The 23625-nt window shown below is 63.1% G+C and carries 26 protein-coding genes and 1 tRNA gene; 20 read left to right on the plus strand and 7 right to left on the minus strand.

Translation table 11 applies throughout. From position 1 onward, the window contains the following. Window positions 1-211 precede the first annotated feature (211 nt). Entirely contained in the window at window positions 212-577 is a 366-nt protein-coding gene (locus B0E49_RS05030) for a helix-turn-helix domain-containing protein (RefSeq protein WP_077560884.1), read from the minus strand. Then, window positions 574-834 carry a type II toxin-antitoxin system RelE family toxin gene (locus tag B0E49_RS05035; protein WP_286137810.1) on the minus strand — a complete coding sequence of 87 codons (261 nt, stop codon included), beginning with the start codon at window positions 832-834 and terminating at the stop codon, window positions 574-576. The genes B0E49_RS05030 and B0E49_RS05035 overlap by 4 nt, the downstream gene beginning before the upstream one ends. Window positions 835-1225: 391 nt before the next feature. Here B0E49_RS05035 and B0E49_RS05040 point away from each other — a divergent pair, with 391 nt between their 5' ends. From B0E49_RS05040 to B0E49_RS05075, 11 genes are all read left to right on the plus strand, one after another. Beyond that, complete coding sequence (locus B0E49_RS05040) at window positions 1226-2443, plus strand: tyrosine-type recombinase/integrase (protein ID WP_353647342.1); 1218 nt, start codon at window positions 1226-1228, stop codon at window positions 2441-2443. Beyond that, window positions 2440-2883: a hypothetical protein gene (locus B0E49_RS05045; RefSeq protein ID WP_077560886.1), complete on the plus strand. Its 444-nt coding sequence runs from the start codon at window positions 2440-2442 to the stop codon at window positions 2881-2883. Before B0E49_RS05040 ends, B0E49_RS05045 begins: the two co-directional genes overlap by 4 nt. Window positions 2884-2971: 88 nt before the next feature. Further along, window positions 2972-3187, plus strand: a complete 216-nt coding sequence (locus B0E49_RS05050) for a helix-turn-helix transcriptional regulator (protein WP_077560887.1) — start codon at window positions 2972-2974, stop codon at window positions 3185-3187. After that, on the plus strand, window positions 3184-3381 hold the full coding sequence (locus tag B0E49_RS20040) for a hypothetical protein (RefSeq protein ID WP_144264451.1): 198 nt from the start codon (window positions 3184-3186) through the stop codon (window positions 3379-3381). The genes B0E49_RS05050 and B0E49_RS20040 overlap by 4 nt, the downstream gene beginning before the upstream one ends. After that, complete coding sequence (locus B0E49_RS05055; protein WP_144264452.1) at window positions 3378-3713, plus strand: helix-turn-helix domain-containing protein; 336 nt, start codon at window positions 3378-3380, stop codon at window positions 3711-3713. Before B0E49_RS20040 ends, B0E49_RS05055 begins: the two co-directional genes overlap by 4 nt. Then, entirely contained in the window at window positions 3697-4395 is a 699-nt protein-coding gene (locus B0E49_RS05060) for a hypothetical protein (RefSeq protein WP_077560889.1), read from the plus strand. The genes B0E49_RS05055 and B0E49_RS05060 overlap by 17 nt, the downstream gene beginning before the upstream one ends. A gap of 54 nt (window positions 4396-4449) precedes the next feature. After that, window positions 4450-4605 (plus strand): hypothetical protein, encoded by a 156-nt coding sequence (locus tag B0E49_RS20455; protein ID WP_168175004.1) that lies wholly within the window; start codon window positions 4450-4452, stop codon window positions 4603-4605. Window positions 4606-4616: 11 nt separating this feature from the next. Further along, window positions 4617-5417, plus strand: a complete 801-nt coding sequence (locus tag B0E49_RS05065; protein ID WP_077560890.1) for a hypothetical protein — start codon at window positions 4617-4619, stop codon at window positions 5415-5417. 67 nt (window positions 5418-5484) lie between these two features. Beyond that, complete coding sequence (locus tag B0E49_RS05070) at window positions 5485-5730, plus strand: hypothetical protein (protein WP_077560891.1); 246 nt, start codon at window positions 5485-5487, stop codon at window positions 5728-5730. Continuing rightward, the gene (locus B0E49_RS20460) at window positions 5727-5903 is read left to right on the plus strand and encodes a hypothetical protein (RefSeq protein WP_168175005.1); all 177 of its coding nucleotides are present in this window, start codon (window positions 5727-5729) and stop codon (window positions 5901-5903) included. Before B0E49_RS05070 ends, B0E49_RS20460 begins: the two co-directional genes overlap by 4 nt. Beyond that, window positions 5900-6151 carry a hypothetical protein gene (locus B0E49_RS05075; protein WP_077560892.1) on the plus strand — a complete coding sequence of 84 codons (252 nt, stop codon included), beginning with the start codon at window positions 5900-5902 and terminating at the stop codon, window positions 6149-6151. The genes B0E49_RS20460 and B0E49_RS05075 overlap by 4 nt, the downstream gene beginning before the upstream one ends. A gap of 347 nt (window positions 6152-6498) precedes the next feature. On the opposite strand, the gene B0E49_RS05080 is transcribed toward B0E49_RS05075, so the two are convergent. The 3 genes from B0E49_RS05080 to B0E49_RS05090 form a co-directional block, all read right to left on the minus strand. After that, window positions 6499-6588: transfer RNA gene (locus tag B0E49_RS05080), tRNA-Ser, on the minus strand. 63 nt (window positions 6589-6651) lie between these two features. Next, a complete protein-coding gene (locus B0E49_RS05085; RefSeq protein ID WP_077560893.1) occupies window positions 6652-7566 on the minus strand; it encodes an SPFH domain-containing protein in 915 nt (304 codons plus the stop codon). A gap of 98 nt (window positions 7567-7664) precedes the next feature. Continuing rightward, window positions 7665-8090 carry an NfeD family protein gene (locus B0E49_RS05090; RefSeq protein WP_077560894.1) on the minus strand — a complete coding sequence of 142 codons (426 nt, stop codon included), beginning with the start codon at window positions 8088-8090 and terminating at the stop codon, window positions 7665-7667. A 139-nt stretch (window positions 8091-8229) separates the two neighbouring features. On the opposite strand from B0E49_RS05090, the gene B0E49_RS05095 reads away from it, so the two are divergent. Beyond that, on the plus strand, window positions 8230-10506 hold the full coding sequence (locus B0E49_RS05095; RefSeq protein ID WP_077560895.1) for an arginine/lysine/ornithine decarboxylase: 2277 nt from the start codon (window positions 8230-8232) through the stop codon (window positions 10504-10506). A 24-nt stretch (window positions 10507-10530) separates the two neighbouring features. Here B0E49_RS05095 and B0E49_RS05100 read toward each other — a convergent pair whose 3' ends face one another. After that, the gene (locus B0E49_RS05100) at window positions 10531-11400 is read right to left on the minus strand and encodes a DNA ligase (protein WP_077560896.1); all 870 of its coding nucleotides are present in this window, start codon (window positions 11398-11400) and stop codon (window positions 10531-10533) included. An 87-nt stretch (window positions 11401-11487) separates the two neighbouring features. Beyond that, window positions 11488-12276 (minus strand): enoyl-ACP reductase FabI, encoded by a 789-nt coding sequence (gene fabI, locus B0E49_RS05105; RefSeq protein WP_077560897.1) that lies wholly within the window; start codon window positions 12274-12276, stop codon window positions 11488-11490. A gap of 34 nt (window positions 12277-12310) precedes the next feature. Between fabI and B0E49_RS05110 the strand changes: the two genes are divergently transcribed. From B0E49_RS05110 to rbfA, 8 genes are all read left to right on the plus strand, one after another. Continuing rightward, entirely contained in the window at window positions 12311-14134 is a 1824-nt protein-coding gene (locus B0E49_RS05110; protein WP_077560898.1) for an extracellular solute-binding protein, read from the plus strand. A 13-nt stretch (window positions 14135-14147) separates the two neighbouring features. Then, window positions 14148-15182, plus strand: a complete 1035-nt coding sequence (locus B0E49_RS05115; RefSeq protein ID WP_077560899.1) for a microcin C ABC transporter permease YejB — start codon at window positions 14148-14150, stop codon at window positions 15180-15182. A gap of 97 nt (window positions 15183-15279) precedes the next feature. Further along, window positions 15280-16305: an ABC transporter permease gene (locus tag B0E49_RS05120; protein WP_286137811.1), complete on the plus strand. Its 1026-nt coding sequence runs from the start codon at window positions 15280-15282 to the stop codon at window positions 16303-16305. Beyond that, a complete protein-coding gene (locus B0E49_RS05125; protein ID WP_077560900.1) occupies window positions 16302-17903 on the plus strand; it encodes an ABC transporter ATP-binding protein in 1602 nt (533 codons plus the stop codon). Before B0E49_RS05120 ends, B0E49_RS05125 begins: the two co-directional genes overlap by 4 nt. Before the next feature lie 146 nt (window positions 17904-18049). Further along, window positions 18050-18649: a ribosome maturation factor RimP gene (gene rimP, locus B0E49_RS05130; RefSeq protein WP_077560901.1), complete on the plus strand. Its 600-nt coding sequence runs from the start codon at window positions 18050-18052 to the stop codon at window positions 18647-18649. A gap of 23 nt (window positions 18650-18672) precedes the next feature. Then, entirely contained in the window at window positions 18673-20160 is a 1488-nt protein-coding gene (gene nusA / locus B0E49_RS05135; RefSeq protein WP_077560902.1) for a transcription termination factor NusA, read from the plus strand. Window positions 20161-20184: 24 nt separating this feature from the next. After that, window positions 20185-23079 (plus strand): translation initiation factor IF-2, encoded by a 2895-nt coding sequence (gene infB / locus B0E49_RS05140; protein WP_077560903.1) that lies wholly within the window; start codon window positions 20185-20187, stop codon window positions 23077-23079. Window positions 23080-23098: 19 nt separating this feature from the next. Beyond that, window positions 23099-23467 (plus strand): 30S ribosome-binding factor RbfA, encoded by a 369-nt coding sequence (gene rbfA / locus B0E49_RS05145; protein WP_077560904.1) that lies wholly within the window; start codon window positions 23099-23101, stop codon window positions 23465-23467. Window positions 23468-23625 lie beyond the last annotated feature (158 nt).

Consider the following 23625-nt stretch of genomic DNA (forward strand, 5'->3'; position numbering starts at 1 on the left):
CCTGTGCTGAGATTCGAGCTCGGGCTCGCAGGAGACCCAGGCTGCGCGTTGGCGAGTCAACCCGCTCGGCAATCAAGGCGCTCACCGCCTTGACTACTGAAGTTTGAACTATTTGAAAGATATAAGGGGACGCTGTTCAACTGACATTCGATGTTTAGTTCATGATCTAACCCGCCCCGAGCTGGCTTTTTTACGCATGTCGATGCGCAGGTCAAGTCAGCGCGGCCAGCGGCACACCTAATGCGGCCGCAAGTTTCTTGAGCGTCCCCACGCTGCCCTCACGCTTGCCGCCCTCGATCTGGCTGATGAATGGTTTGCTGACGCCCGCCGCTACAGCCAGGGCGTCTTGCGTCATGCCGCGATGCTCGCGCCAGGCCCGTATCGCGTGCATGCCCTCTGCCATCGCGTGCGCCACTTCGGCCGGATAGCGGGCGCCATCATCATTCGCCATCGCCCGGTCGTAGGCCGCCACGTCGTCCAGGTCTTCCACCTTGCTGCGGACCTTTTCCCAAAGGGCCGCCGGCAGCACGTAGAACGCCGGCTTGCCGCCCTGCTCGATCACCTGAATTTCGCTCATTTGTAGACTCCACCCCTCGCGCCGATTTCCAGCACGAGGATGACCAACCGCCCGGCATCCAGCGTGTAGATCACGCGCCAGCTGCCCACACGAAGCCGATAGCCCGGGCGGCCTACCAGCTTCTTGACGTTGACCGCGCCCGTGGGGTTCGCTGCCAGCGTCTGGACCTTCGATTTCACCCACTCCCGTGTGTTGGCCGGCATGGACGCCAGCGCCTTCACGGCCTGCTTGGTGTATTCAATCGAATGGATGGACAAATATTAGCATTGAGCTAACATTATTGCAAACTATTTCTGGCGCCCCTGGGCGGCTTTTGGATGCCCGCGTGGCGGAAGCGCTAAATCACAGCGTGGTGATTCAGCAGCCAACGGCCCCGGACCATCTCCACTGCGCCGGATCTCGATTGATGGATGGGATGATGGGCTTAAAAGGAAAACGGGGCGCTAGGCCCCGTGTTTGCTTGTTCCCTGGCGGAGCAGGCGTCCGTTTTACCTTCAATCCTGGTTTGTCTCATGTTGGCTTAAAAAACAAGCTGAATCAACCACTTAGAAAATAACGTCTGTCTTGCACAGTCCCGGATAGTCCCCTACAATCTAACTTTCCAACGTGGGTAGAAAGGCGGGTGATATGGGACGAAAAGTAGAGAGATTGAACGCCCTGCAGGTGGCAAAGCTGACCAAGCCGGGCTATTACTGCGACGGGGCCGGGCTGTACCTTCAAGTGAGCCCCACGGGCTCTAAAAGCTGGATATTGCGCTACGTCCTGGCCGGCAAGCCGCGAGAGATGGGCCTAGGTTCGTTCGTGACGTTCACCCTGGCCGATGCCCGACAACGTGCCAGAGAAAAGCGCCAGCTACTGGCAGACGGGGTTGACCCTATCGAGGCGCGCCGCACGGTCATTCTGCAAAAGCGCATGGCTGATGCCAGCATCATCACGTTCGACAAAGCCGCCGCCGCCTTCATTGAAGGCAATAGCCCCGGATGGCGCAACGCGAAACACGGCGAACAGTGGCGCAGCACACTTGCGACCTACGCGAGTCCAGTGATCGGCAATCTGCCCGTGTCTGAGGTCAACACCGCCCTGGTGCTGCGCATCCTGCAGCCGATCTGGTCAACCAAGAATGAGACAGCAACCCGCGTGCGCGGCCGCATCGAAAAGATTCTCGACTGGGCAAAGGTGCAACGGTTCCGCGCTGGCGACAATCCCGCCGCATGGCGTGGGCACTTGTCCGAAGTGCTGCCCAAGCCGTCCAAGGTGGCAAAGGCCGGGCACCATGCCGCGCTGCCGTGGGCAGACGTGGGCGCATTCATGCAGGAGCTGCGGGCCATGCAAGGCGCGGGCGCGCTGGCGATGGAGCTAATCATCCTGACCGCGACTCGCACAAGCGAAGTGCTGAACGCGACGTGGGCAGAGTTTGACCTTGATGCGGGCGTGTGGACTATCCCGCCGCAACGCATGAAAGGGTTCCGGGAGCATCGCGTCCCCTTGTCGGCTGCTGCGCTGGCCGCGCTGGAAAAGGCCAAAGCAGAATCGAATGGATCTGAATTTGTTTTCCCCGGCAAGCCGGGCCGCGCCGTGTCCAACATGATCTGCCTTGCGACCTTGAAGCGCATGGACAGGGCAGACCTGACGGTCCACGGGTTCCGCTCGACGTTCCGCGATTGGTGCGCAGAGTCCACGGCATACCCGCGCGACGTGGCAGAGATGGCGCTGGCCCATGCGGTAGAAGACAAGTCCGAAGCCGCGTACCGGCGCGGCGATCTGCTGGAAAAGCGCCGGGCACTCATGAGCGACTGGGCAGAGTTTTGCGGCAAGGTTCGCACTGGTGGCGACGTGGTGGCGATTCGTTCAAAGGTGGCCGCATGACCAAGCCAGAACCCGCGTTTTCAGAGGTTCAAGCCGCGCTTGACGCATCCAAGGATGGCGACGCATGGCCGTACTTGATACTCCAATTCAATGCAGGCAACAAGGCACCGCTCGCGGCTGCTATTCGGGCTTTTGGAGTGGAGCCACACAGCGCCAGCGCGCTATTCATTGCTGACATGCTTGAGGGTAAATTTAAGAGAACGCGCCACCATGAGAATGTGAGCAGGCAACACGAAGTTTTGGCATTGGTGCACCGCTACTCTTTGTGGGTCGATTGGACAAAAGCGAACCGTGGGCAACGTCACGTCAACATGCGCGCGGGCGATGCTGACATGCGGAACTTGCAAAACGTGTACGAGCGCGTAGCGACCGAGCTTTTTATGACGCCCGACGCTGTTGAAAAGGCCGTCAAACGGGACAAGCGGCGCAAGCGTTTGTAGCGCGGGGGGACAAATCAGGGCATCCGTTGTCCCGTGACGTAAGGCGTCACAAAAAAGACCATTGGGCCTTCAATCCTGAAAGGCCCCAATGAAGACCGATGTAAGCCACTTCGACCAATTGCCCGATGCGGCATTGGTTCCCGTCAAAGCGTTTAGCGCCGTCATGGATGCCGGCGATTCCACGATCTGGCGACGTGCGAAAACCGAGCCCGATTTTCCCCAGCCGATTCGCCTGGGCACCAAGTGCACGCGCTGGAAAGTGGGCGACATTCGCGCCTTCATTGCTGCGAGGGCTGCAGCATGATTGACAGCGAAGCCGAACAGCGCCGCACCGACCGGGCGATTAAAGCCATGATTGCCCGATTCGACGTGGCCGGGCATCTTGTCCGCCGTGGCCCAGCGGGCGACTTCATGGTGTTCCGCATGGGCGTGCGCCAGTATTGCCGCGACTTCGAGGCGCTTCAAGCCCACGCCCGCGAATGCGAGGTGACGGAATGACCGCCGCCAATGACAAAGGGCCTGGACGGCAATCCAAGCCCTTCGATAAAAACACTACCACCGCCCGCAAGTTTAGCGCGAAGTCCACCGCGACGGAAGCGCAATACGAACGCATCGTTCGCATGTTGCGCATCGGCGAACGTTCAACCTTTGATTTTCGCAAGGCCGGGATTATGGCCCCGGCTGCACGCATCAAGGAATTGAACGACAAGCACGGGTTCTACATCCCCACGGTGGCGCTGCGCGATCTCTGGGACGAAGAAGGTTTCTGCCATCCCCGCGTGGCCGTCTATTCCCTGGTTGATGAGCCTGCCAATGGCGAACGGACGTAATCGCGGCAAAGGCGATTCTGGGCGCGATTCGGGCGGGTTTGTAGCTCTGCCCTGGTCGGTGCTCGATTGCCCCGCCTACGCCCGTTTATCCATGCACGCGCGGGCTTTGCTGCTGGAGGTGGCTCGCCAGTTCGTGCGCGACAACAACGGGCGCATGTTGCTGTCGCGTGCCTACATGGCAACACGGGGCTGGAAGTCGGCTGACATGCTTGCCAAAGCAAAGCGCGAACTGATCGAAGGCGGGTTCATATTCGAGACCGTGAAAGGCCATCGGCCCAACAAGGCCAGTTGGTACGCCTGCACCTGGCGAACCCTCGACAGGTTGCCCGGCTATGACATCGGCGCGGCTGAGAGTTTCGAGCGTGGCGCGTACCAAAAAGCCGCACCACTGAAAAACGCAAGCCTTATACCGCCCCACGGTACAGAGAGGCCGTCTATTGCACCGCCCCACGGTACAGAGACACCGCCCACTGTACCGCCCCACGGTGCTATCAGGCCTGTTTTGGGGGGTCTCTCTGTACCGCCCCACGGACACCATCTAGAGAAGCCATCTGCTGGTGTTCGGAGCCCGGCTATTCCTGACTCACTGAGCCCGGAAACAAAAGCGGCATTTTTGGGGAAAACCCAAAAGCGGCCATCAGCAAAAACGAGCGCAACGGAGTCATGTTCCGCCAATGCGTGAGTCAAAAACGACCGCGCGGCCAATTTACCCACATATCAACCCACACCATCAATCATGAAAAACACACTACGCGCCCGAATCTGGCAAAGGCTCACCCGGCCATACCGCACCAAGCAAAAACGCCGCCTGGAGGCTGTGCTTGCCGCCCACGGCATCGGGCGCAAGCAGGCCGGCGCAATTGCAAACCAATTTTTCTCAACCAACCGCTGAAAGGCAAAACCATGACCTACATTGATCCCCGTCTCCAAGCAATCGTAAAAATTACCAACCCGGACCCGACCGGCAAACCCCTTATCGCGGGAGCCTGGCGCGGCCAGAAAGCCGGCCCGCTTCATGGCGTCTTGTCCGAGACCGTGCGCACCAGCGAGGCCATGCTGCGATCCGCTCACGACATTCGCCAGAGCCGGCACTATGGCCCGGCTGAGATGGGTCAACGCCTGCGCGAAGTCGCTGGGCCGACCCTGGTAGCACTCAACGCCGCGACTGCAAAGTTGAAGGCGCAAAAAGAGTCTGTCCGCGCTCAGGTCTCAATGTTGAACCCCGTGAAAAATTACAAAGACTGCGGCCACTGGCAAGCGACCCATGATTTACGCCTGATCGACTGGCTTGCCGCGCTGCCGGCGGGCAAGCGTGCCGGCGTCCTTCACGAAATGCGCGAGATGCCGCTGGTGCGGCTGGAATTGGCCGAGGCGTTGCTGCGCGTGCCGCGTGAAATTTGCGGCATCCCCGACGACCTGCGCGCAGAAATCAAGCTTGGGCTCATCAAGGCGCAAAAACCCGCTGAGTTCGAGATGCTCGATACGCAACTGGACCAACTCAAAACGACTGAGCGGGCGCTGCGCCTGGCCGTCGATGCGACGCGGGAAACCGTCGGCCTGTCAGACATCCACACACTCGCGCCCGATGCACTGGCATTCAGCATGGCCGCTGAAGATCCCGTGGCCTGGCTGGAGCCCAAACCGCGTCAGGATGTGAACTTCACGCCAGCGTCAGCCCCTGCACCGGCACCCGCTGGCGAGTAACCAACGGCATACCAATTCGGGCGCGTGGTGGCAACGCTGCGCGCCCGTACCGGCACTGAAAGGCATCATGAAAAAACCTGCAACCCGCACCAAACCAACCGATGCACCGACACCCCCCGTCCGGCTGCGTCTCAAGTTATCGAGCGCCGAAGATGTACGCCGCGAGCTGGCGCGCATCTACAGAGAGGGCAAGACGGGCGCGCGTGACGTGTCGGACGTGTCCCGCCTGGCGAACGTGCTGCAAATCCTGGCCCGCTGTATCGAGACGGGCGACCTTGAAAGACGCATCGAAGCATTGGAGGCCAGCAAGTGAGCGCGGCCATCAAACGCCGCCTTCAGGCGCTGGAGGTTCCGCCACAAGACGGTGACGGCAAGCAACTGCCCGACGTGGTGCCCGACGAAACGACAGACCGCGAACTAGATCGCCTGCGCCGTGGTGGCCGCGAGGTGTTCCGCTTTTCTGAATTTGTGGATGCTTGCATATGAGCGCCGCGATTGACCGCCGATTGAAGGTGCTGGAAACCCGCGCAAGTGCCGAGGCAGACGGGCCGCGCCTGATTTTGATTGGCCGTGTGGATAAACCCGACGGCGACATTGTCGGCATTCGCGCCTCTGGCCCGCGCCTGTCGCAAGACGTGGTGCGCCTGGCTGGCGAGAGTATCGAGGCATTGCAGGCCCGAGCGACCGCACTAGTGCAAGGTGCCGGGCCGCTGGCCGTGCTGTGCCACTACTGAGCCCCTTGCGAGACCCCTGCAAGCCCCTTCGATGGGGCTTTTTTGCGTCCGGCAACGCACCTGTTACGCCACCTGCAACGGACGTTCAACGGACGTTCAACGGACCCGCAACGCGAACAGGCAATTTCAGGTAACGCACAGCGAACGGCAATAGTGCAACGCTCGCACTCGCCATCAGCTGCTCGCAAGTGCTGCGCAGCCGAAACCCAGTGGGTTACGTCGCCGGCAACGGTTCGTGCACGGTTCGTGCACGGTTCGTGCACGGTTCACCTTGAGCCCTGCGGCATGGGCTAAAACGTGGGTAGATTCGCTTGATGGGCTGGGAACCCGCATGAATGCTATGTATCTGGCGGAGCAGGCGGGATTCGAACCCGCGGAGGGTTTTACCCCTCACACGCTTTCCAGGCGTGCGACTTAAACCACTCATCCACCGCTCCAGTGGGCGTGATTGTATCAGCGCGGGGCGGCTTTCTTTGGGCAATGGCCGGGTCGCCTGCGGCCTACTGCGCCTTCTGCGTCTGGATCATTTTCATGGCTGAGGTAATCAAAGCCGAAACCTCGGTCATGTTGCTGGGAACGATCAGCGTGGTGCTGGACTCTGCCGCTACCTTGCTGTAGGCGTCCACCGCGCGTTCCGCCACCTTCAACTGCACGGCCTGCTCGCCGCCGGGCTGGCGGATGGCGTTCGCCACCACCTCGATGGCCCTGGCGGTGGCTTCGGCCACGGCGGTGATGGCGCCGGCTTCGCCCTGCGCGTTGTTGATGGCGGCCTGCTTTTCGCCCTCCGAGCGCGCGATGAAGGCTTCGCGCTCGCCGGTGGCGATATTGATCTGCTCCTGCCGGCGGCCTTCGGAGGCGGCAATCAGGGCGCGCTTTTCACGCTCCGCGGTGATCTGCTGCTGCATCGCATGCAGAATTTCTTTCGGCGGTGTCAGATCCTTGATTTCGTAGCGCAGCACCTTCACACCCCAGTTCAGCGCGGCCTCGTCGATGGCCTGCACCACCTGGGCGTTGATGATGTTGCGCTCCTCGAAGGTCTTGTCCAGTTCGAGCTTGCCGATCACGGAGCGCAGCGAGGTTTGCGCCAGCTGCGAGATGGCCAGGATGTAGTTGGACGAGCCGTAGCTGGCGCGCATGGCGTCGGTCACCTGGAAGTACAGGATGCCATCCACCTGCAGCTGCGTGTTGTCGCGCGTGATGCAGATCTGGCTTGCAATATCCAGCGGGATTTCCTTCAGCACGTGCTTGTAGGCCACCCGGTCGACAAAAGGCACCAGGAAGTTCAGGCCTGGCGTGAGCGTGCCGTGGTATTTGCCCAGCCGCTCAATCACCCAGGCGTGCTGTTGCGGCACGACCTTGATCGAGCGCGTGATGAAGATGACGGCGATGACAAAGATAACGATGGCGATTTCCATATTTTCCCTTGATGAGTTGGTTGTTGGTTGTTGGTTGATGGATGGATGCGCTCAGAGCAGGGCCTGCCGCGACGCAGCAAGCCCGGCTCCACAGAGGCTCAGATTTTGTCGACTAGCAGGCGGCTGCCAATCACTTCGGCCACGCGGTGCGGCCCGCTGGAGGGCGGATTGCCGGGGCGATGCATGACGGTCCAGTTGGCGCCGCGGTATTTCACCGTGGCCGTGCCGTCGGGATTCCAGGATTCGACGTTGACCGTTTCGCCGATGTCCAGATTGACATCGCGGTTGGTGCTGGCGGACGCGGCGGCGGGGTGCCGGCCCCGAATGAAATACCAGGCCACGACGGCGCCACCGCCGACCACGGCGGCCACCAGCAGTTGCGTGACCGTGCTGGCGCCCAGTTGCGCCGCCACAGCGGCCGCGGCCAGCCCTATGGCGAGCATCAGCAGGTAAAAGGTGCCCGTCGTCAGCTCCACGACGATTGCAATGCCCGCGAGCAGCCACCAAATGGTTGATTCAGCCATGTTTCCCGCTTCTCCATTGTGTTGCCTGAGACACATTTTGAGGCAAAAGGGGGCTTCGCAAGAGCGCGGACACTTTAATTCCTTACACTTCGCGCTGGCTGGTTTTTTCTGTTTCCCATTCACTGGCGCCGAGGCCTGCATGAAATTTCGCTTTCCCATTGTCATCATCGACGAAGACTTCCGCTCCGAGAACACTTCGGGTCTGGGCATTCGCGCCCTGGCACAAGCCATCGAGAGCGAGGGCTTCGAGGTGCTTGGGGTGACCGGCTACGGCGACCTGAGCCAGTTTGCCCAGCAGCAAAGCCGCGCCAGTGCGTTCATTTTGTCGATTGACGATGAAGAGTTCACGCCCGGTCCGGACCTGGACCCGGCGGTGCTGAACCTGCGCTCGTTCATCGAGGAGGTGCGGCGCAAGAATCTCGACGTGCCGATTTACGTGTACGGCGAGACCAAAACCTCGCGCCACATCCCCAACGACATCCTGCGTGAGCTGCACGGCTTCATCCACATGTTCGAGGACACGCCCGAGTTCGTGGCGCGCCACATCATCCGCGAGGCCAAGAGTTACCTGGAGGGCGTGCAGCCGCCGTTCTTCAAGGCGCTGCTCGACTACGCCGAGGATGGCTCCTACTCCTGGCATTGCCCGGGGCACTCGGGGGGCGTCGCCTTCCTGAAAAGCCCGGTGGGGCAGATGTACCACCAGTTTTATGGCGAGAACATGCTGCGCGCCGATGTCTGCAACGCGGTCGAGGAGCTGGGCCAGTTGCTGGACCACGACGGCGCGATTGGCGAGAGCGAGCGCAATGCCGCGCGCATCTTCAACGCCGATCACTGCTTCTTCGTGACCAACGGCACCAGCACCTCGAACAAGATGGTGTGGCACCACACCGTGGCGCCCGGCGACGTGGTGGTAGTGGACCGCAACTGCCACAAATCCATCCTGCACGCCATCATCATGACCGGCGCGATCCCCGTGTTCATGAAGCCCACGCGCAACCACTTCGGCATCATCGGCCCGATTCCGCAAAGCGAGTTCGAACCGGCCTCGATCCGCGCCAAGATCCGCGCCAATCCGCTGCTCGCGGGCGTCGATGCGAGCAAGATCAAGCCACGTGTGCTGGCCCTGACGCAATCGACCTACGACGGTGTGCTCTACAACACCGAGACCATCAAGAAGATGCTCGATGGCTACGTGGAGAACCTGCACTTCGACGAAGCCTGGCTGCCGCATGCGGCGTTTCACCCGTTCTACGGCACCTACCACGCCATGGGCAAGAAGCGGGCGCGGCCGAAGAACTCGGTGGTGTATGCCACCCAGTCGATTCACAAGCTGCTGGCGGGCATCAGCCAGGCCAGCCAGGTGCTGGTGCAGGATTCGCAGAACGTCAAGCTGGACCGGCATCTGTTCAACGAGGCGTACCTGATGCATACCTCGACCTCGCCGCAGTACAGCATCATCGCCAGCTGCGACGTGGCCGCCGCCATGATGGAGCCCCCCGGCGGCACGGCGCTGGTGGAGGAGAGCATTGCCGAGGCACTGGACTTTCGCCGCGCCATGCGCAAGATTGCCGAAGAGTACGGCGGCGACTGGTGGTTCAAGGTCTGGGGGCCCGACAAGCTGGTGGAAGAAGGCATCGGCCGCGCCGACGACTGGATCATCAAGGGCGAGTCGAAGAAGGCCAAGGCCGGCGTCAACTGGCACGGCTTTGGCAAGATGGCCACGGGCTTCAACATGCTGGACCCGATCAAGTCCACCATCGTCACGCCCGGAATGGACCTGAACGGCAAGTTTGCCAAGACCGGCATTCCGGCCAGCGTCGTGACCAAGTTCCTCGCCGAGCACGGCGTGGTGGTCGAGAAGACGGGGCTCTACAGCTTCTTCATCATGTTCACGATCGGCATCACCAAGGGCCGCTGGAACAGCATGCTGACCGCGCTGCAGCAGTTCAAGGACGACTACGACAAGAACCAGCCGATGTGGCGCATCCTGCCGGAGTTCTGCCAGAAGTACCCGAAATACGAAAAAATGGGCCTGGCCAACCTGTGCCAGCATTTGCACGCGCTGTATGCCCGCTACGACATTGCGCGGCTCACCACCGACATGTATCTGAGCGACCTGACGCCGGCCATGAAGCCCAGCGACGCCTATGCCCACATCGCGCTGCGCAAGACCGAACGCGTGGAGATCGACCAGCTGGAAGGGCGCATCACCGTCGGCCTGGTGACGCCGTACCCGCCGGGCATCCCGCTGTTGATCCCGGGCGAGGTCTTCAACAGGAAGATCGTGGACTACCTGAAGTTCTCACGCGAATTCAACGCGCAATGTCCGGGCTTCGAGACCGATATTCACGGCCTGGTCGAAGAAGAGGATGCCGACGGCAAGAAGCACTACTTCGCCGACTGCGTGCAGGAATAACCCGGCGGCAAGCGCCAACCTGCCTCAGGACGGCATGTCCTCGCGCACGCGCATGAAGCTGGCGAAGCGGGGAAGGCCGCTGTCGTTCAGCCCCCTGAAGCGGTAAGTCACCCAGCTGCCCAGCGCGGGCGGGTTCCTGCGCTGTTCGTCGCTGAACCCCGTGCCCAGCTTGAAGCGCAGGCCCGGTTGGCCTGCTGCATCCGGCATTTGCACCAGCAGCGCGCCCAGCAGGCCCGCGTACTTGCCCTTGCCGGGGATGTGCGCGATGACCCGGGCCTCGGCGTCCTCATGGGTTTTGACCTTGAGCAGATCGTCGTTGCGCTGCGCCCGGTACAGCGATGCGCCGCGGTGCAGCATCAAGCCTTCGCCACCCAGCCTGACGGTTTTGGCCAGCAGCGCCTGTAACGTCTGGTGGCTGGCGACACGGCTTTGCGCGACCGGCTGGACCCAGGGCACCGCCATCGTAGCGAGCAGCTGGTTCAGCACCGGAATGCGCTCGGTGAACGGGCCGCCCTGCGCCGGCAGGTCGAACACCATGAAGCGCATGCCGCGCCAGGCGGCATCAATGGGTATTTGCTGGCGCACCGTGGAGACTGCCTTGGTGAATTGCCCGCGGCCGGCCCACAGCTCGCCGTCGAGCGGGGTGGCCGGCCAACCCGCGGTGAACCACGCCGGTGCATTGACGCGCTCGCCGCCCCGCGTCAGCAGTTGTTGGCCATCCCAGTAACCGCGCACGCCGTCATACTTCTCGCTCACCCAATAGTCCGCCAGCGGCACACCGGGGTGGTAGACGTTGGCCAGCATCAACGGCGAGTTGACCCCGGCGGTGGCCCAGGTCAATGGGCTGCCCGCGGCGCCCACTGCCAGCAGCGCGAGCAGGTGTCTGCGGCGCATGCTTACGTCAGGCGGTTGCTACCAAAATGGGAGCTGACAGCCAATATTGGATAGGGGCTGCAGCACGATTTCATCGTCAACCCGGTGTCAGACGTTGTCGCGCGAGATACCCGCGGTGTGGCTGAAGCCGCCGTCCACATAGGTGATCTCCGCGGTGACGCCGCTGGCCAGATCGCTGAGCAGGAAGGCCGCGACATTGCCCACGTCCTCGATGGTGACGTTGCGGCGCAGCGGCGAGGCCGACGCGACCATGCCCAGCAGCTTGCCGAAGTCCTTGATGCCGCTGGCCGCCAGCGTCTTGATCGGGCCGGCGCTGATGCCGTTGACGCGCATGCCGCGCGGACCGAACGACTCGGCCAGATAGCGCACTGAAGCCTCCAGACTGGCCTTGGCCAGGCCCATGGTGTTGTAGTTGGGCACCGCGCGCATCGCGCCAAGGTAGGTCATGGTCAGCAGGGCCGACTTGTCGTTGAGGTAGGGCAGGGCTGCCTTGGCCATCGCGGGGAAGCTATAGGCGCTGATGTCGTGGGCGATCCTGAAGGATTCGCGGTTCAGGCCCTCGAGGAAGTCGCCGGCAATGGCCTCGCGCGGCGCGAACCCGATGCTGTGCACAAAGCCGTCGAATTTGGGCCAGGTTTGCGCCAGGTCAGCGAACAGCTTGTCAATTTGCGCATCGTCGCCGACGTCGCAGTCGAAGACCAGCTTCGAGTCGAAGTCGCCAGCGAATTCGGTGATGCGGTCCTTGAAACGCTCGCCCACATAGCTGAAGGCCAGCTCGGCTCCCTGCGCGTGGCAGGCCTTGGCGACGCCGTAGGCGATCGAGCGATTCGACAACACGCCGGTGATCAGCAATTTCTTGCCCGTGAGAAAACCCATGATGCGTAACTCCTTGTTCGTGCAGAATTGTCGCATGCGAGGTCTGTTGTTTTGTGGCTTGATCTGGGTTTGTGCGCCGTGCTGGGCCGCGCATGCCTACGCCCAGTTTGGCGACATCAAGTACCCGGCCGGCTTTGATCACTTCGACTACGTCAATGCACAGGCGCCCAAGGGCGGCGAAATCACGCTGGTGCCGCCCACGCGCCTGTCCAACTTCGACAAGTACAACCCGTTCACCCTCAAAGGCAGTGCGCCACCGGGCCTCAACGGCCTGGTGTTCGAAACGCTGCTGACGGGCACGCTCGACGAGCCGACGACGGCGTACGGCCTGCTCGCCGAGGACGTGTCGGTGGCGCCCGACAAGCTGTCCGTGGTGTTCCGCCTGAACCCGAAGGCCCGCTTCGACAACGGCGACCCGGTGCTGGCAGCGGATGTGAAGTACTCGTTCGACAAGATCACCAGCAAGGAAGCCGCGCCGCAATTTCGCACCCTTTTTGGCGAGGTCAAGGGTGCCACCGTGCTGGACGCGCGCAGTGTGCGCTTCGACTTCAAGCGGGCCAATGCCGAGCTGCCGCTGATCGTGGGCGGCCTGCCGGTGTTCAGCCCCAAGTGGGGGCAGGGAAAATCGCTGGACCAGATCATCGCCGATCTGCCCATCGGCACCGGGCCGTACAAGATCGGCAAGGTGAATTTCGGCAAGGACATCAGCTACGAACGCGACCCGAACTACTGGGCGCGCGATGTCAACGTGCGCCGCGGCATGTTCAATTTTCAGCGTATCACCTACAAGATCTACCAGGACAACACGGCCCAGCTGGAAGCCTTCAAGGCCGGCGAGTTCGACTACATCCAGTCCTTCATTGCGCGCGAATGGGCGCGCGCCTTCACGGGACGGCAGTTCGACTCGGGCCGGCTCATCAAGAAGGAGCTCAGGAACGGCAACGCCGGAGACTTCCAGGGCTTTCTGTTCAACACGCGGCGCGACAAGTTCAAGGACGTGCGCGTGCGCCAGGCGATCGGGCTGGCCATGGATTTTGAATGGCTCAATCGCCAGCTGTTCTACAACGCCTACACCCGCGTGCGCGGCTACTTCGTGGCCAGCGACTTCGAGGCCAAAGGCATGCCCGGCGCGGACGAGCTGGCGCTGCTGGAGCCGCTCAGGGGCAAGCTGCCGCCCGAAGTGTTCACGCAACCCGTGCCGCTGCCACCGGTGACCAGCCTCGATCCCCGCTCCGGCATGACGTTGCGCGACAACCTGCGCCGCGCCAAGGCCCTGCTGATGGAGGCCGGCTGGACCTACCGCGACGGGGCCTTGCGCAACGCCAAAGGGGAGGCTTTCAGCATCGAGTTTCTCGACAACTCCGGCTCCATGGGACGCGTGGTCACGCCGTACGCGCAGAACCTCGAAAAGCTCGGCATCGCAGTGAGCTACCGTGTGATCGACTTCGCCATCCTGCAAAAGCGCATGGATGTGTTCGACTTCGACATCATCAGCAACCGCGTGGTCGGCAGCGAGGCGCCGGGCAGCGAACTGCTCGATCGCTTCGGCTCGAAGGCGGCCGACACCGAGGGCTCGGGCAATTTCATCGGCGTCAAAAGTCCCGCGGTGGACGCGCTGCTGGACAAGGTGACGTCATCGCACACCCGGCCCGAACTGATCGCCAGCGTGCGCGCGCTGGACCGCGTGCTGCGCTTTGGCCACTACGTGGTGCCGCACTGGTACAGCAGTGTGTTCCGGGTGGCCTACCGCGCCGGCCGCTTCGAGCAGCCGGCGATTACGCCGCGCTACTACCAGCCCGACAGCTGGGTCACCTCGGTCTGGTGGGCGTCCGCGGCGAATCTGCGGGACCAGCCCTGAGCGGTATCAACCCATGTTCTCCTACGTCCTCAAACGGCTGCTGCTCATGATTCCCACCTTGCTGGGGGTGCTGCTGGTGACCTTCGTCGTGATCCAGTTCGTGCCGGGCGGCCCGGTGGAGCAGATGGTGGCGCAACTGCAGGGGCGCAACACGGGCGGGGAAGGGCCTGCGGCGTCGGGGGCTGGCTACCGCGGGCGCCAGGGTGTGGATGCGGCGCGCATCGCCGAGATCCGCCAGCTCTACGGCTTCGACAGGCCGGCTCCCGAGCGCTTTTTACGCATGCTCGGGCAGTTCGCGCGCTTTGACCTCGGCAAGAGCTTTTACTATCCCAAGGATGTGTGGCAGCTGGTGAAGGAGAAGCTGCCGGTGTCGATCAGCCTCGGGCTGTGGACCTTTCTGGTGAGCTACCTCATCTCGGTGCCGCTGGGCATTGCCAAGGCGGTGCGCGCCGGCTCGCGCTTCGACACCCTGAGCAGCCTGGTCGTGCTGGTGGGCTATGCCATTCCCGGCTTCGTGCTCGGCGTGGCGATGCTCGTAATTTTCGGCGGTCAGCTGCAGTGGTTTCCGCTGCGCGGGCTGACCTCGAGCAACTGGGATGCCCTGAGCTGGGGCGCCAGGATCACGGACTACCTGTGGCACATCACGCTGCCCGTCATCGCCAGTGTGGTCGGCGCGTTCGCTGTCATCACGATGCTGACCAAGAACGTGTTTCTCGAGGAAATCCGCAAGCAATACGTGCTGACGGCGCGCGCCAAGGGGCTGTCCGAGCGCCGCGTGCTGTGGAAGCACGTGCTGCGCAATGCGCTGATTCCGCTGGTCACCGGTTTTCCGGCCGCCTTCGTCGGCGCGTTCTTCACCAGCTCGCTGCTGATCGAAACGCTGTTCTCGCTCGACGGGCTGGGCCTGCTGTCGTACGAGTCCGTGATCCGCCGCGACTATCCGGTGGTACTGGGAACGCTGTACTTCTTCACACTGATCGGGCTGGTGACCAAGCTCATCAGCGACCTCTGCTACGTCTGGGTGGACCCGCGTGTCAGGTTTGACTGACCCCCCCGAAGCGACCTCCGCTCGCCTCCCCTCCAGGGAGGCGCCACCAGCGGCCGGGCAAAGCCCGTTCCGCGCTGGCCTGGCGAAAGAGGCTGGTTTGCCGGCCTCGCCGGGGCGTCGCGCGTGGCTGCGCTTCAAGCGCAACCGGCTGGGTTTCTGGAGCCTGGCCGTGTTCAGCGCGCTGCTGGTGCTGAGCCTGGGCGCCGAACTGCTGTCCAACGACAAGCCGCTGCTGGCCCGCTACGACGGACACTGGTACCTGCCCATCCTGAAGAATGTGCCCGAGACCACGTTCGGCGGCGACTTCCAGACGCCGACCGACTACCTCGACCCCTTCATCCAGCAGCAGTTTGCCAGGCCCGGCAACTTTGCCCTGTACCCGCCGAACCGTTACTACTACAGCACCATCAACTACTTCGCCAAAGAGCCGAATCCGGCGCCTCCTTCGCGCGACAACTGGCTGGGTACCGACGACCGGGGCCGTGATGTGCTGGCGCGGCTGATTTACGGCTTTCGCATCTCGGTGCTGTTCGGGCTCGCACTGACGGTGGTCGGCGTAGTGCTGGGCGTCGTGACCGGCGCGGTCCAGGGTTTCTTCGGTGGCAAGACCGATCTGGCGTTCCAGCGCCTGATCGAGATCTGGAGTTCGATGCCCGAGCTGTACCTGCTGATCATCTTTGCCGCGGTGTTCGAGCCCAGCATTGCGCTGTTGCTGGTGCTGCTGAGCCTGTTTGGCTGGATGGGCCTGTCGGACTACGTGCGCGCCGAGTTCCTGCGCAACCGCCAGCTCGACTACGTGCGTGCCGCGCGCGCGCTGGGCCTGTCCAGTTGGCAGATCATCACGCGCCACGTGCTGCCCAACAGCCTGACGCCGGTGGTCACGTTCCTGCCGTTTCGCGTGAGCGCCGCCATCCTGGCCCTGACCTCGCTGGACTTTCTCGGGCTGGGCGTGCCGCCCGGCACGCCGTCGCTGGGCGAGTTGCTGGCGCAGGGCAAGGAAAATATCGATGCGTGGTGGATTTCTCTCTCCACCTTTGCGGTGCTGGTGATCACCCTGCTGCTGCTGACCTTCATGGGCGATGCCCTGCGTGATGCCCTGGATCCGCGAAAGGCAGACAGATGAAGACTCTACTGCAGGTGAAAAACCTGCGCGTGGCCTTTGGCGGCAAGGAGGTCGTCTGCGGCATCGATTTTTCCATCCGGCCGGGCGAAAAGCTGGCCCTCGTGGGGGAGTCCGGATCGGGCAAGACCGTGTCCGCGCTGAGCCTGCTGCGGCTTGCGCACGACGCCGATGTCACCGGGCAGGCGCTGTTCGACGCGCCCGCCGGTCCGTGCGACTTGCTGTCCATTTCGCTGCACCGGCTGCGCGGGATTCGCGGCCAGGACATTGCCATGATCTTCCAGGAGCCCATGACGGCGCTGAACCCGCTGTTTACCGTGGGCGACCAGATTGCCGAGGTTCTTGAGCTAAAACAAGGTGTAGCCCGCAAGGAGTCTGCGCAAGTAGCTATCAAGTTACTAGCAACCACGGGCATCACCGAGCCTCGACGCCGCGCGGGAGCCTATCCGCACCAGCTCTCGGGCGGGCAGCGCCAGCGCGCCATGATCGCGATGGCGCTGGCCTGCAAGCCCAAATTGCTGCTGGCCGACGAGCCCACCACCGCGCTCGACGTGACCGTGCGCGGCCAGATCCTGGATTTGCTCTCCGAGCTGCAAAAGGAATATGGCATGGCGGTGCTGATGATCACGCACGACCTGAACCTGGTGCGCCGATTTGCCGACCGCGTGGCGGTGATGGAGGCCGGCCATATCGTGGAGCACGGCTCTGTCGCCGACGTTTTTGCCAACCCGCGCCATGCCTACACCCGCAGGCTGATCGACAGCCGGCCCACGCGCGATGTGGCCGAGGTGCCGCCGGACCCGGCGCGCCCGCCCGTGATGCGGGCGTCTGGTCTGCGGGTCAGCTATCCCGTGCCGCTGCCGGGGCTGCGAGGCTGGTTCAAAAAGGGCGAATTCGTGGCGGTCAGGGGCGCTGATTTCAGCGTTCCGGCGGGGCAAACGCTGGGTGTGGTGGGGGAGTCCGGTTCAGGCAAATCCACGCTGGCGCTGGCAGCGCTGGGCCTGCTGCCGCACCAGGGTCAGCTGCAGGCGGCGGGCCAGGCCTGGAGCCGCGATGCGGCGCGCAACAAGGCCATGCGCCGGGCCGTGCAGGTGGTGTTTCAGGATCCGTTTTCGTCGCTCTCGCCGCGCTTGACGGTCGAGGAAATCGTGGGCGAAGGCCTGCTCGTGCATGCGCCCGAGCTGGACGCGAACGGGCGCCGGCTGCGCGTGGCCCGGGCTCTGGCCGAAATCGGCATGAGTGCAGACCAGTTTCCCGGCCTGCCGCAGCGCTATCCGCATGAGTTTTCGGGCGGGCAGCGTCAGCGCCTGGCGATTGCGCGCGCCCTGATCATCGGGCCGCAGTTGCTGGTGCTCGACGAGCCCACCAGCGCGCTGGACGTGACCATCCAGAAGCAGGTGCTGCAGCTGCTGCAGCGCCTGCAGCGCGAGCACGCCCTGAGCTACCTGCTGATCACCCACGATGTGGACGTGATCCGCGCCATGGCGCACCGGGTGATCGTCATGAAGGACGGTGAGATCGTCGAATCCGGCACGGTCGAACAGGTTCTTGCTGCGCCGCAGCATGACTACACCCGGATTTTGGTCGCTGCAGCCACCTGAGCCGGGGCGAAGCCCTTACAAATCAAAGCACTTGCACTGGTTTTGCGCTACAATGCAAGGCTCACGACCAAACGGGCGGGTACCAACCGCCCGTTTTTTTTGGGCGACTGTTTTTGGTATGGTTTTAGGGAAGCAACAGAGGCGACGTGGCGTTACAGGAAATCGTTGAACAAACCGTGACCGGTTTCGGTTACGAGCTGGTGGAGATCGAGCGCTCCGCAGGGGGCTTGCTGCGCATCACGATTGACTTCCCGTGGAAGCCGGGTGCAGGTCAGCAGTTCATCAACGTCGAAGACTGCGAGAAAGTCACGCGCCAGTTGCACTTTGCATTCGAAGTCGATGCGGTGGAATACAGGCGGCTGGAGGTGTCCTCGCCCGGTATCGACCGCCCCTTGAAGCGTGAGCAGGATTTTGAGCGGTTTGCCGGCGAGGTGATCGATATCACCCTGAAGGCGCCCATCGGCAAGGACGTGGGCGCTGCAGCCGCCAACCCGGTCCATGCGAGCCGGAAAAGGTTTCGCGGCACGCTGGAGCGGGCCCCAGCGGGCGGCGTGGCGGGCTGGCAAATCGTCTGGCGCGACGAGCCGGCGCTCAAGCCCGGGCAAAAGGTCAGCAAGAAGAGGGTGCCTGCGCCGCTGCAGGCCTTGGGTTTTACGCTGGACGAATTGCGCGAAGCGCGTCTGGCACCGATTGTTGATTTCAAGGGCCGCAAGGCCAGGGCCACCGCTGCCGGTGGCGAGATTTAAGTTCAAGACAGGAGATTCGTGACATGAATCGCGAAATGTTGATGCTGGTGGATGCCATCTCGCGCGAGAAGAACGTCGAGCGCGATGTGGTGTTTGGCGCGGTCGAAGCGGCCCTGGCGCAAGCCACCAAGAAGATTTATGCCGGCGCCGAAGTCGATATCCGCGTCTCGGTGGACCGCGACAGCGGCGACTATGAGACCTTTCGCCGCTGGCACGTCGTGCCCGACGAGGCGGGCCTGCAGCTGCCCGACGCGGAAATCCTGCTGTTCGAGGCCAAGGAGCAGATCCCGGACATCGAGGTCGACGACTACATCGAGGAGCCGGTCGAGTCGGTGCCCATCGGCCGCATTGGCGCCATGGCGGCCAAGCAGGTCATTCTGCAAAAAATCCGCGATGCCGAGCGCGAAATGCTGCTCAACGACTTCATGTCGCGTGGCGACAAGATTTTTGTCGGCACCGTCAAGCGCATGGACAAGGGCGACATCATCGTCGAGAGCGGGCGCGTCGAAGGCCGCCTGCGCCGCAGCGAGATGATCCCCAAAGAAAACCTGCGCTCGGGCGACCGGGTGCGCGCCATGATCATGGAAGTGGACCTGACCTTGCGCGGCGCGCCCATCATCCTGTCGCGCTCGGCCCCCGAGTTCATGATCGAACTGTTCCGCCAGGAAGTGCCCGAGATCGAGCAGGGTCTGCTGGAGATCAAGTCCTGCGCCCGCGACCCCGGCTCGCGCGCCAAGATCGCCGTGCTGTCGCACGACAAGCGGGTCGACCCGATCGGCACCTGTGTCGGCGTGCGCGGCACCCGCGTGAACGGCGTCACCAATGAGCTGGCCGGCGAGCGCGTCGACATCGTGCTGTGGAGCGAGGACCCGGCGCAGTTCGTGATTGGCGCGCTGGCCCCGGCCAATGTCTCGTCCATTGTGGTCGACGAAGAGCGCCACGCCATGGATGTGGTGGTGGACGAAGAAAACCTCGCGATTGCGATCGGCCGCGGCGGCCAGAACGTGCGCCTGGCGTCCGACCTGACCGGCTGGAAGATCAATATCATGGATGCGGCCGAATCGGCCCAGAAGCAGGCCAGCGAGACCGATACCAGCCGCAAGCTGTTCATGGAAAAACTCGATGTCGACGAAGAAATCGCCGACATCCTGATCCACGAAGGATTTACCAGCCTCGAAGAAGTGGCCTATGTGCCGCTGCAGGAGATGCTGGAAATCGAAAGCTTCGACGAAGATACCGTGACCGAACTGCGCACGCGCGCCAAGGATGCGCTGCTCACGATGGAAATCGCCAAGGAAGAAAACGATGGGGCCGTCTCGCAGGATCTGCAGGACCTCGAAGGCCTCACTCCCGAGCTGATCACCAGGCTGACCGAGGCCGGCGTCCATACCCGTGACGACCTGGCCGACCTCGCCGTCGATGAGCTCACCGATATCACCGGCCAGTCCGAGGACGAAGCCAAAACGTTGATCATGAAGGCGCGCGAGCATTGGTTCGCGGGCCAAGAGTAATGGTCATGGAGGCACGAACCAAATATGTCCAGTACTACAGTCGCCGAGTTTGCAACCGAACTCAAGAAATCAACCACAACCCTGCTTGAACAGCTCAAGTCGGCGGGGGTGGCCAAAACGGCCGCGTCCGACCCGCTGACCGAGGCCGACAAGCACAAGCTGCTGGTGCACCTGCAAGCCAGTCACGGCACGGCAAGCACCGAGCGCAAGAAGATCACGCTGGTGAAAAAATCCACCAGCGAGATCAAGCAGGCCGACGCCACCGGCAAGGCCCGCACCATTCAGGTGGAGGTGCGCAAGAAGCGCACGTTCGTGAAGCGCGATGAGGACGTCGACGCGCCGGTGGAAGTCTCCGAGCCCGCTCCGGAAGCGCCCGCTCAATCCGTGATCAGCGATGCCGAACTTGGCCGCCGCGAGGAAGAAGCCCGTCGCCAGGCCGAGTTGATTCGCCGCCAGGAAGAAGAACTGGCCGAAAAGCGGCGCCAGCGCGAAGCGCAGGAAACACGCGAACGCGAAGTGGCAGAGAAAGCCGCGCAAGCCGCCGTCGAGGCGCAGGCCGCTCAAAAACAGCCGGAACCTGCCTTGGCGCAGGCGGAGGACGCCGGCAACGGCGCAGCAGATGACGCTGCAGCGCAGGCTGCAAGCCGCGCCGAGGCGCAAGTCCGCGCGCAGACGCAGGCCCGTGAAAAAGCCGCCAGTGAATCGAAGGCGCGTGCTGACGAGGACACGGCACGTGCCGCAGACCTGGGGGACCGCCGGCGCAAGGCCGAGGCCGAGGCCGCGGCGATCCGCTCCATGATGTCCACGCCGCAAAAGGTGCTGGTGGCCAAGAAGCCCGAGCCCAAAGTGGTGGCCAAGCCGGGTGCGGTGGACGCCAAGGGCGTGATCAAGGGGACGCTGCACAAGCCCGTGGGCGCGCCCGGCGCTGTGGCCAGGCCCGGTGTTGCGGCAACCCCGGCGGGCGCGGCTGGCAAGGAAGTCAAGTCGGCCAAGCTGTCCTCCAGCTGGGCCGGTGATCCGGCCAAGAAAAAGGCCATCCCGACGCGCGGCGACAGCAGTGGCGGCGTGGGCCGGGGCGGCTGGCGCGGTGGTCCGCGCGGGCGGCGCGGCAACGAGCGCGGTGGCCGTGAAGAATACGTGCAGATGGCACCGGTGGAGGCGCGCGTGCTCGAAGTGCACGTGCCCGAAACCATCACGGTGGCTGAACTCGCGCACAAGATGGCGGTGAAGGCTTCCGAGGTGATCAAGCAACTGATGAAGCTGGGGCAGATGGTCACCATCAACCAGCCGCTGGACCAGGACACCGCCATGATTGTGGTGGAGGAAATGGGGCACAAGGCCATCATTGCCGCACTGGACGATCCGGAAGCGTTCACCGACGAGGAAGTGTCGCTGCAGGAGGCAGAATCGCTGCCGCGCGCGCCGGTCGTGACCGTCATGGGCCACGTCGACCACGGCAAGACCTCGCTGCTGGACTACATCCGGCGCGCCAAGGTGGCGTCCGGGGAGGCCGGCGGCATCACCCAACACATCGGCGCCTACCATGTGAAGACGCCACGCGGCATGATCTCGTTCCTGGACACGCCGGGGCACGAGGCGTTCACCGCCATGCGGGCCCGTGGTGCGCAGGCCACCGACATCGTGATCCTGGTGGTGGCGGCCGACGACGGCGTCATGCCGCAAACCCGTGAAGCCATCAAGCACGCGAAAGCTGCCGGTGTGCCAATCGTGGTGGCGATCAACAAGATCGACAAGCCCGACGCCAATCTGGAGCGCGTCAAGGGCGAGCTGGTGACCGAGCAGGTGATTCCCGAAGAGTTTGGCGGTGAATCTCCCTTTGTGGGTGTCTCGGCCAGAACCGGCGAGGGCGTTGACGCTTTACTGGAGCAAGTACTGCTGCAGGCCGAAGTGCTGGAACTGCGCGCGCCGGTGGACGCCATGGCCAAGGGTCTGGTGATCGAGGCGCAGCTCGACAAGGGCCGCGGCCCGGTCGCGACCGTGCTGGTGCAATCGGGCACGCTCAAGACCGGCGACGTGGTGCTGGCCGGCTCGACCTATGGCCGCGTGCGCGCCATGCTGGACGAGAACGGCAAGTCGAGCAAAACGGCAGGCCCGTCCATCCCGGTGGAAATCCAGGGCTTGACGGAGGTGCCGCAGGCTGGCGACGAATTCATGGTGATGTCGGACGAGCGCCGGGCCCGTGAAATCGCCACCTACCGTGCCGGCAAGTTCCGCCACACCAAGCTGGCCAAGCAGCAGGCCGCCAAGCTGGAGAACATGTTTACCGACATGGCCGCCGGCGAGGTCAAGATGCTGCCCATCATCGTCAAGGCCGACGTGCAGGGTTCGCAGGAGGCGCTGTCGCAGTCGCTGCTCAAGCTCTCCACCGACGAGGTCAAGGTGCAGATGGTCTACACCGCCGTGGGCGGCATCAGCGAGTCCGATGTGAACCTGGCGATTGCGTCCAAGGCCGTCATCATCGGCTTCAACACGCGCGCCGATGCCGGCGCGCGCAAGCTGGCCGAGAACAACGGGGTCGACATCCGCTACTACAGCATCATTTACGACGCTGTCGATGAGCTCAAGGTGGCGATGTCGGGCATGCTCACGCCGGACAAGAAGGAAGAGGTCATCGGTACCGCCGAGATCCGCCAGGTGTTCAAGGTCAGCAAGATCGGCTCGATCGCCGGCTGCATGGTCACCGCGGGCGTGGTGCGGCGCACCGCGCGCCTGCGCCTGCTGCGCGACAACGTGGTCATCTTCACGGGTGAACTCGAGTCGCTCAAGCGCTTCAAGGACGATGCCAAGGAAGTCAAGGAAGGCTTCGAGTGCGGTTTGAACATCAAGAACTACAACGACATTCAAGAGGGTGACGTGCTGGAGTTCTTCGAGATCAAGGAAGTCGCGAGAACGCTGTAATGGCGCTGGAGCAGTCACGGTGAAAAAGCAAGCCAGCAAGCCCAATCGCGGATTTCAGGTGGCCGATCAGATCCAGCGCGATCTGACGGAGCTGATCGCGCGCGAGCTGAAAGACCCGCGTGTCGGCATGGTGACGATCCAGGCCGTGGAGGTCACGCCCGACTACGCGCACGCCAAGGTGTTTTTCAGCGTGTTGCAGGGCGACCCGAAAGAGTGCGAGGAAGGCTTGAACCAGGCCGCCGGCTTTTTGCGCGCCGGCCTGTTCAAGCGCCTGCACATCCATACCGTGCCAACGCTGCATTTCCTGTTCGACCGCACCACCGAGCATGCGGCCGACATGAACGCGCTGATTGCGCAGGCCGTCGCCTCGCGTTCCAAAGAGGAATAGCGTGAACACCGCCGGGCCGCCCCAAGGTGCGAAGGCCCCCTTGGGGGGCAGCGATTTACACGAAGTGAAAGAGCGTGGGGGCTGCATTCGCACCGCCGGGCCGCCCCAAGGTGCGAAGGCCCCCTTGGGGGGCAGCGATTTACACGAAGTGAAAGAGC

Origin of the sequence: Polaromonas sp. C04 (assembly GCF_002002705.1) — a bacterium.
In the GTDB taxonomy this organism is placed as follows: Bacteria; Pseudomonadota; Gammaproteobacteria; order Burkholderiales; family Burkholderiaceae_C; genus Rhodoferax_A.

Coding starts and splice junctions, on each gene's coding strand:
- B0E49_RS05095 (WP_077560895.1), top strand. CDS start 8,230: ATGAAATTTCGCTTTCCCATTGTCATCATCGACGAAGACTTCCGCTCC.
- B0E49_RS05075 (WP_077560892.1), top strand. CDS start 5,900: ATGAGCGCCGCGATTGACCGCCGATTGAAGGTGCTGGAAACCCGCGCA.
- B0E49_RS05085 (WP_077560893.1), bottom strand. CDS start 7,566: ATGGAAATCGCCATCGTTATCTTTGTCATCGCCGTCATCTTCATCACG.
- B0E49_RS05090 (WP_077560894.1), bottom strand. CDS start 8,090: ATGGCTGAATCAACCATTTGGTGGCTGCTCGCGGGCATTGCAATCGTC.
- B0E49_RS05050 (WP_077560887.1), top strand. CDS start 2,972: ATGAAGACCGATGTAAGCCACTTCGACCAATTGCCCGATGCGGCATTG.
- B0E49_RS05055 (WP_144264452.1), top strand. CDS start 3,378: ATGACCGCCGCCAATGACAAAGGGCCTGGACGGCAATCCAAGCCCTTC.
- fabI (WP_077560897.1), bottom strand. CDS start 12,276: ATGGGTTTTCTCACGGGCAAGAAATTGCTGATCACCGGCGTGTTGTCG.
- B0E49_RS05070 (WP_077560891.1), top strand. CDS start 5,485: ATGAAAAAACCTGCAACCCGCACCAAACCAACCGATGCACCGACACCC.
- B0E49_RS05045 (WP_077560886.1), top strand. CDS start 2,440: ATGACCAAGCCAGAACCCGCGTTTTCAGAGGTTCAAGCCGCGCTTGAC.
- nusA (WP_077560902.1), top strand. CDS start 18,673: ATGAATCGCGAAATGTTGATGCTGGTGGATGCCATCTCGCGCGAGAAG.
- B0E49_RS05125 (WP_077560900.1), top strand. CDS start 16,302: ATGAAGACTCTACTGCAGGTGAAAAACCTGCGCGTGGCCTTTGGCGGC.
- B0E49_RS05065 (WP_077560890.1), top strand. CDS start 4,617: ATGACCTACATTGATCCCCGTCTCCAAGCAATCGTAAAAATTACCAAC.
- infB (WP_077560903.1), top strand. CDS start 20,185: ATGTCCAGTACTACAGTCGCCGAGTTTGCAACCGAACTCAAGAAATCA.
- B0E49_RS05060 (WP_077560889.1), top strand. CDS start 3,697: ATGGCGAACGGACGTAATCGCGGCAAAGGCGATTCTGGGCGCGATTCG.
- B0E49_RS05115 (WP_077560899.1), top strand. CDS start 14,148: ATGTTCTCCTACGTCCTCAAACGGCTGCTGCTCATGATTCCCACCTTG.
- B0E49_RS05110 (WP_077560898.1), top strand. CDS start 12,311: ATGCGAGGTCTGTTGTTTTGTGGCTTGATCTGGGTTTGTGCGCCGTGC.
- B0E49_RS05100 (WP_077560896.1), bottom strand. CDS start 11,400: ATGCGCCGCAGACACCTGCTCGCGCTGCTGGCAGTGGGCGCCGCGGGC.
- B0E49_RS05030 (WP_077560884.1), bottom strand. CDS start 577: ATGAGCGAAATTCAGGTGATCGAGCAGGGCGGCAAGCCGGCGTTCTAC.
- B0E49_RS20455 (WP_168175004.1), top strand. CDS start 4,450: ATGAAAAACACACTACGCGCCCGAATCTGGCAAAGGCTCACCCGGCCA.
- B0E49_RS20040 (WP_144264451.1), top strand. CDS start 3,184: ATGATTGACAGCGAAGCCGAACAGCGCCGCACCGACCGGGCGATTAAA.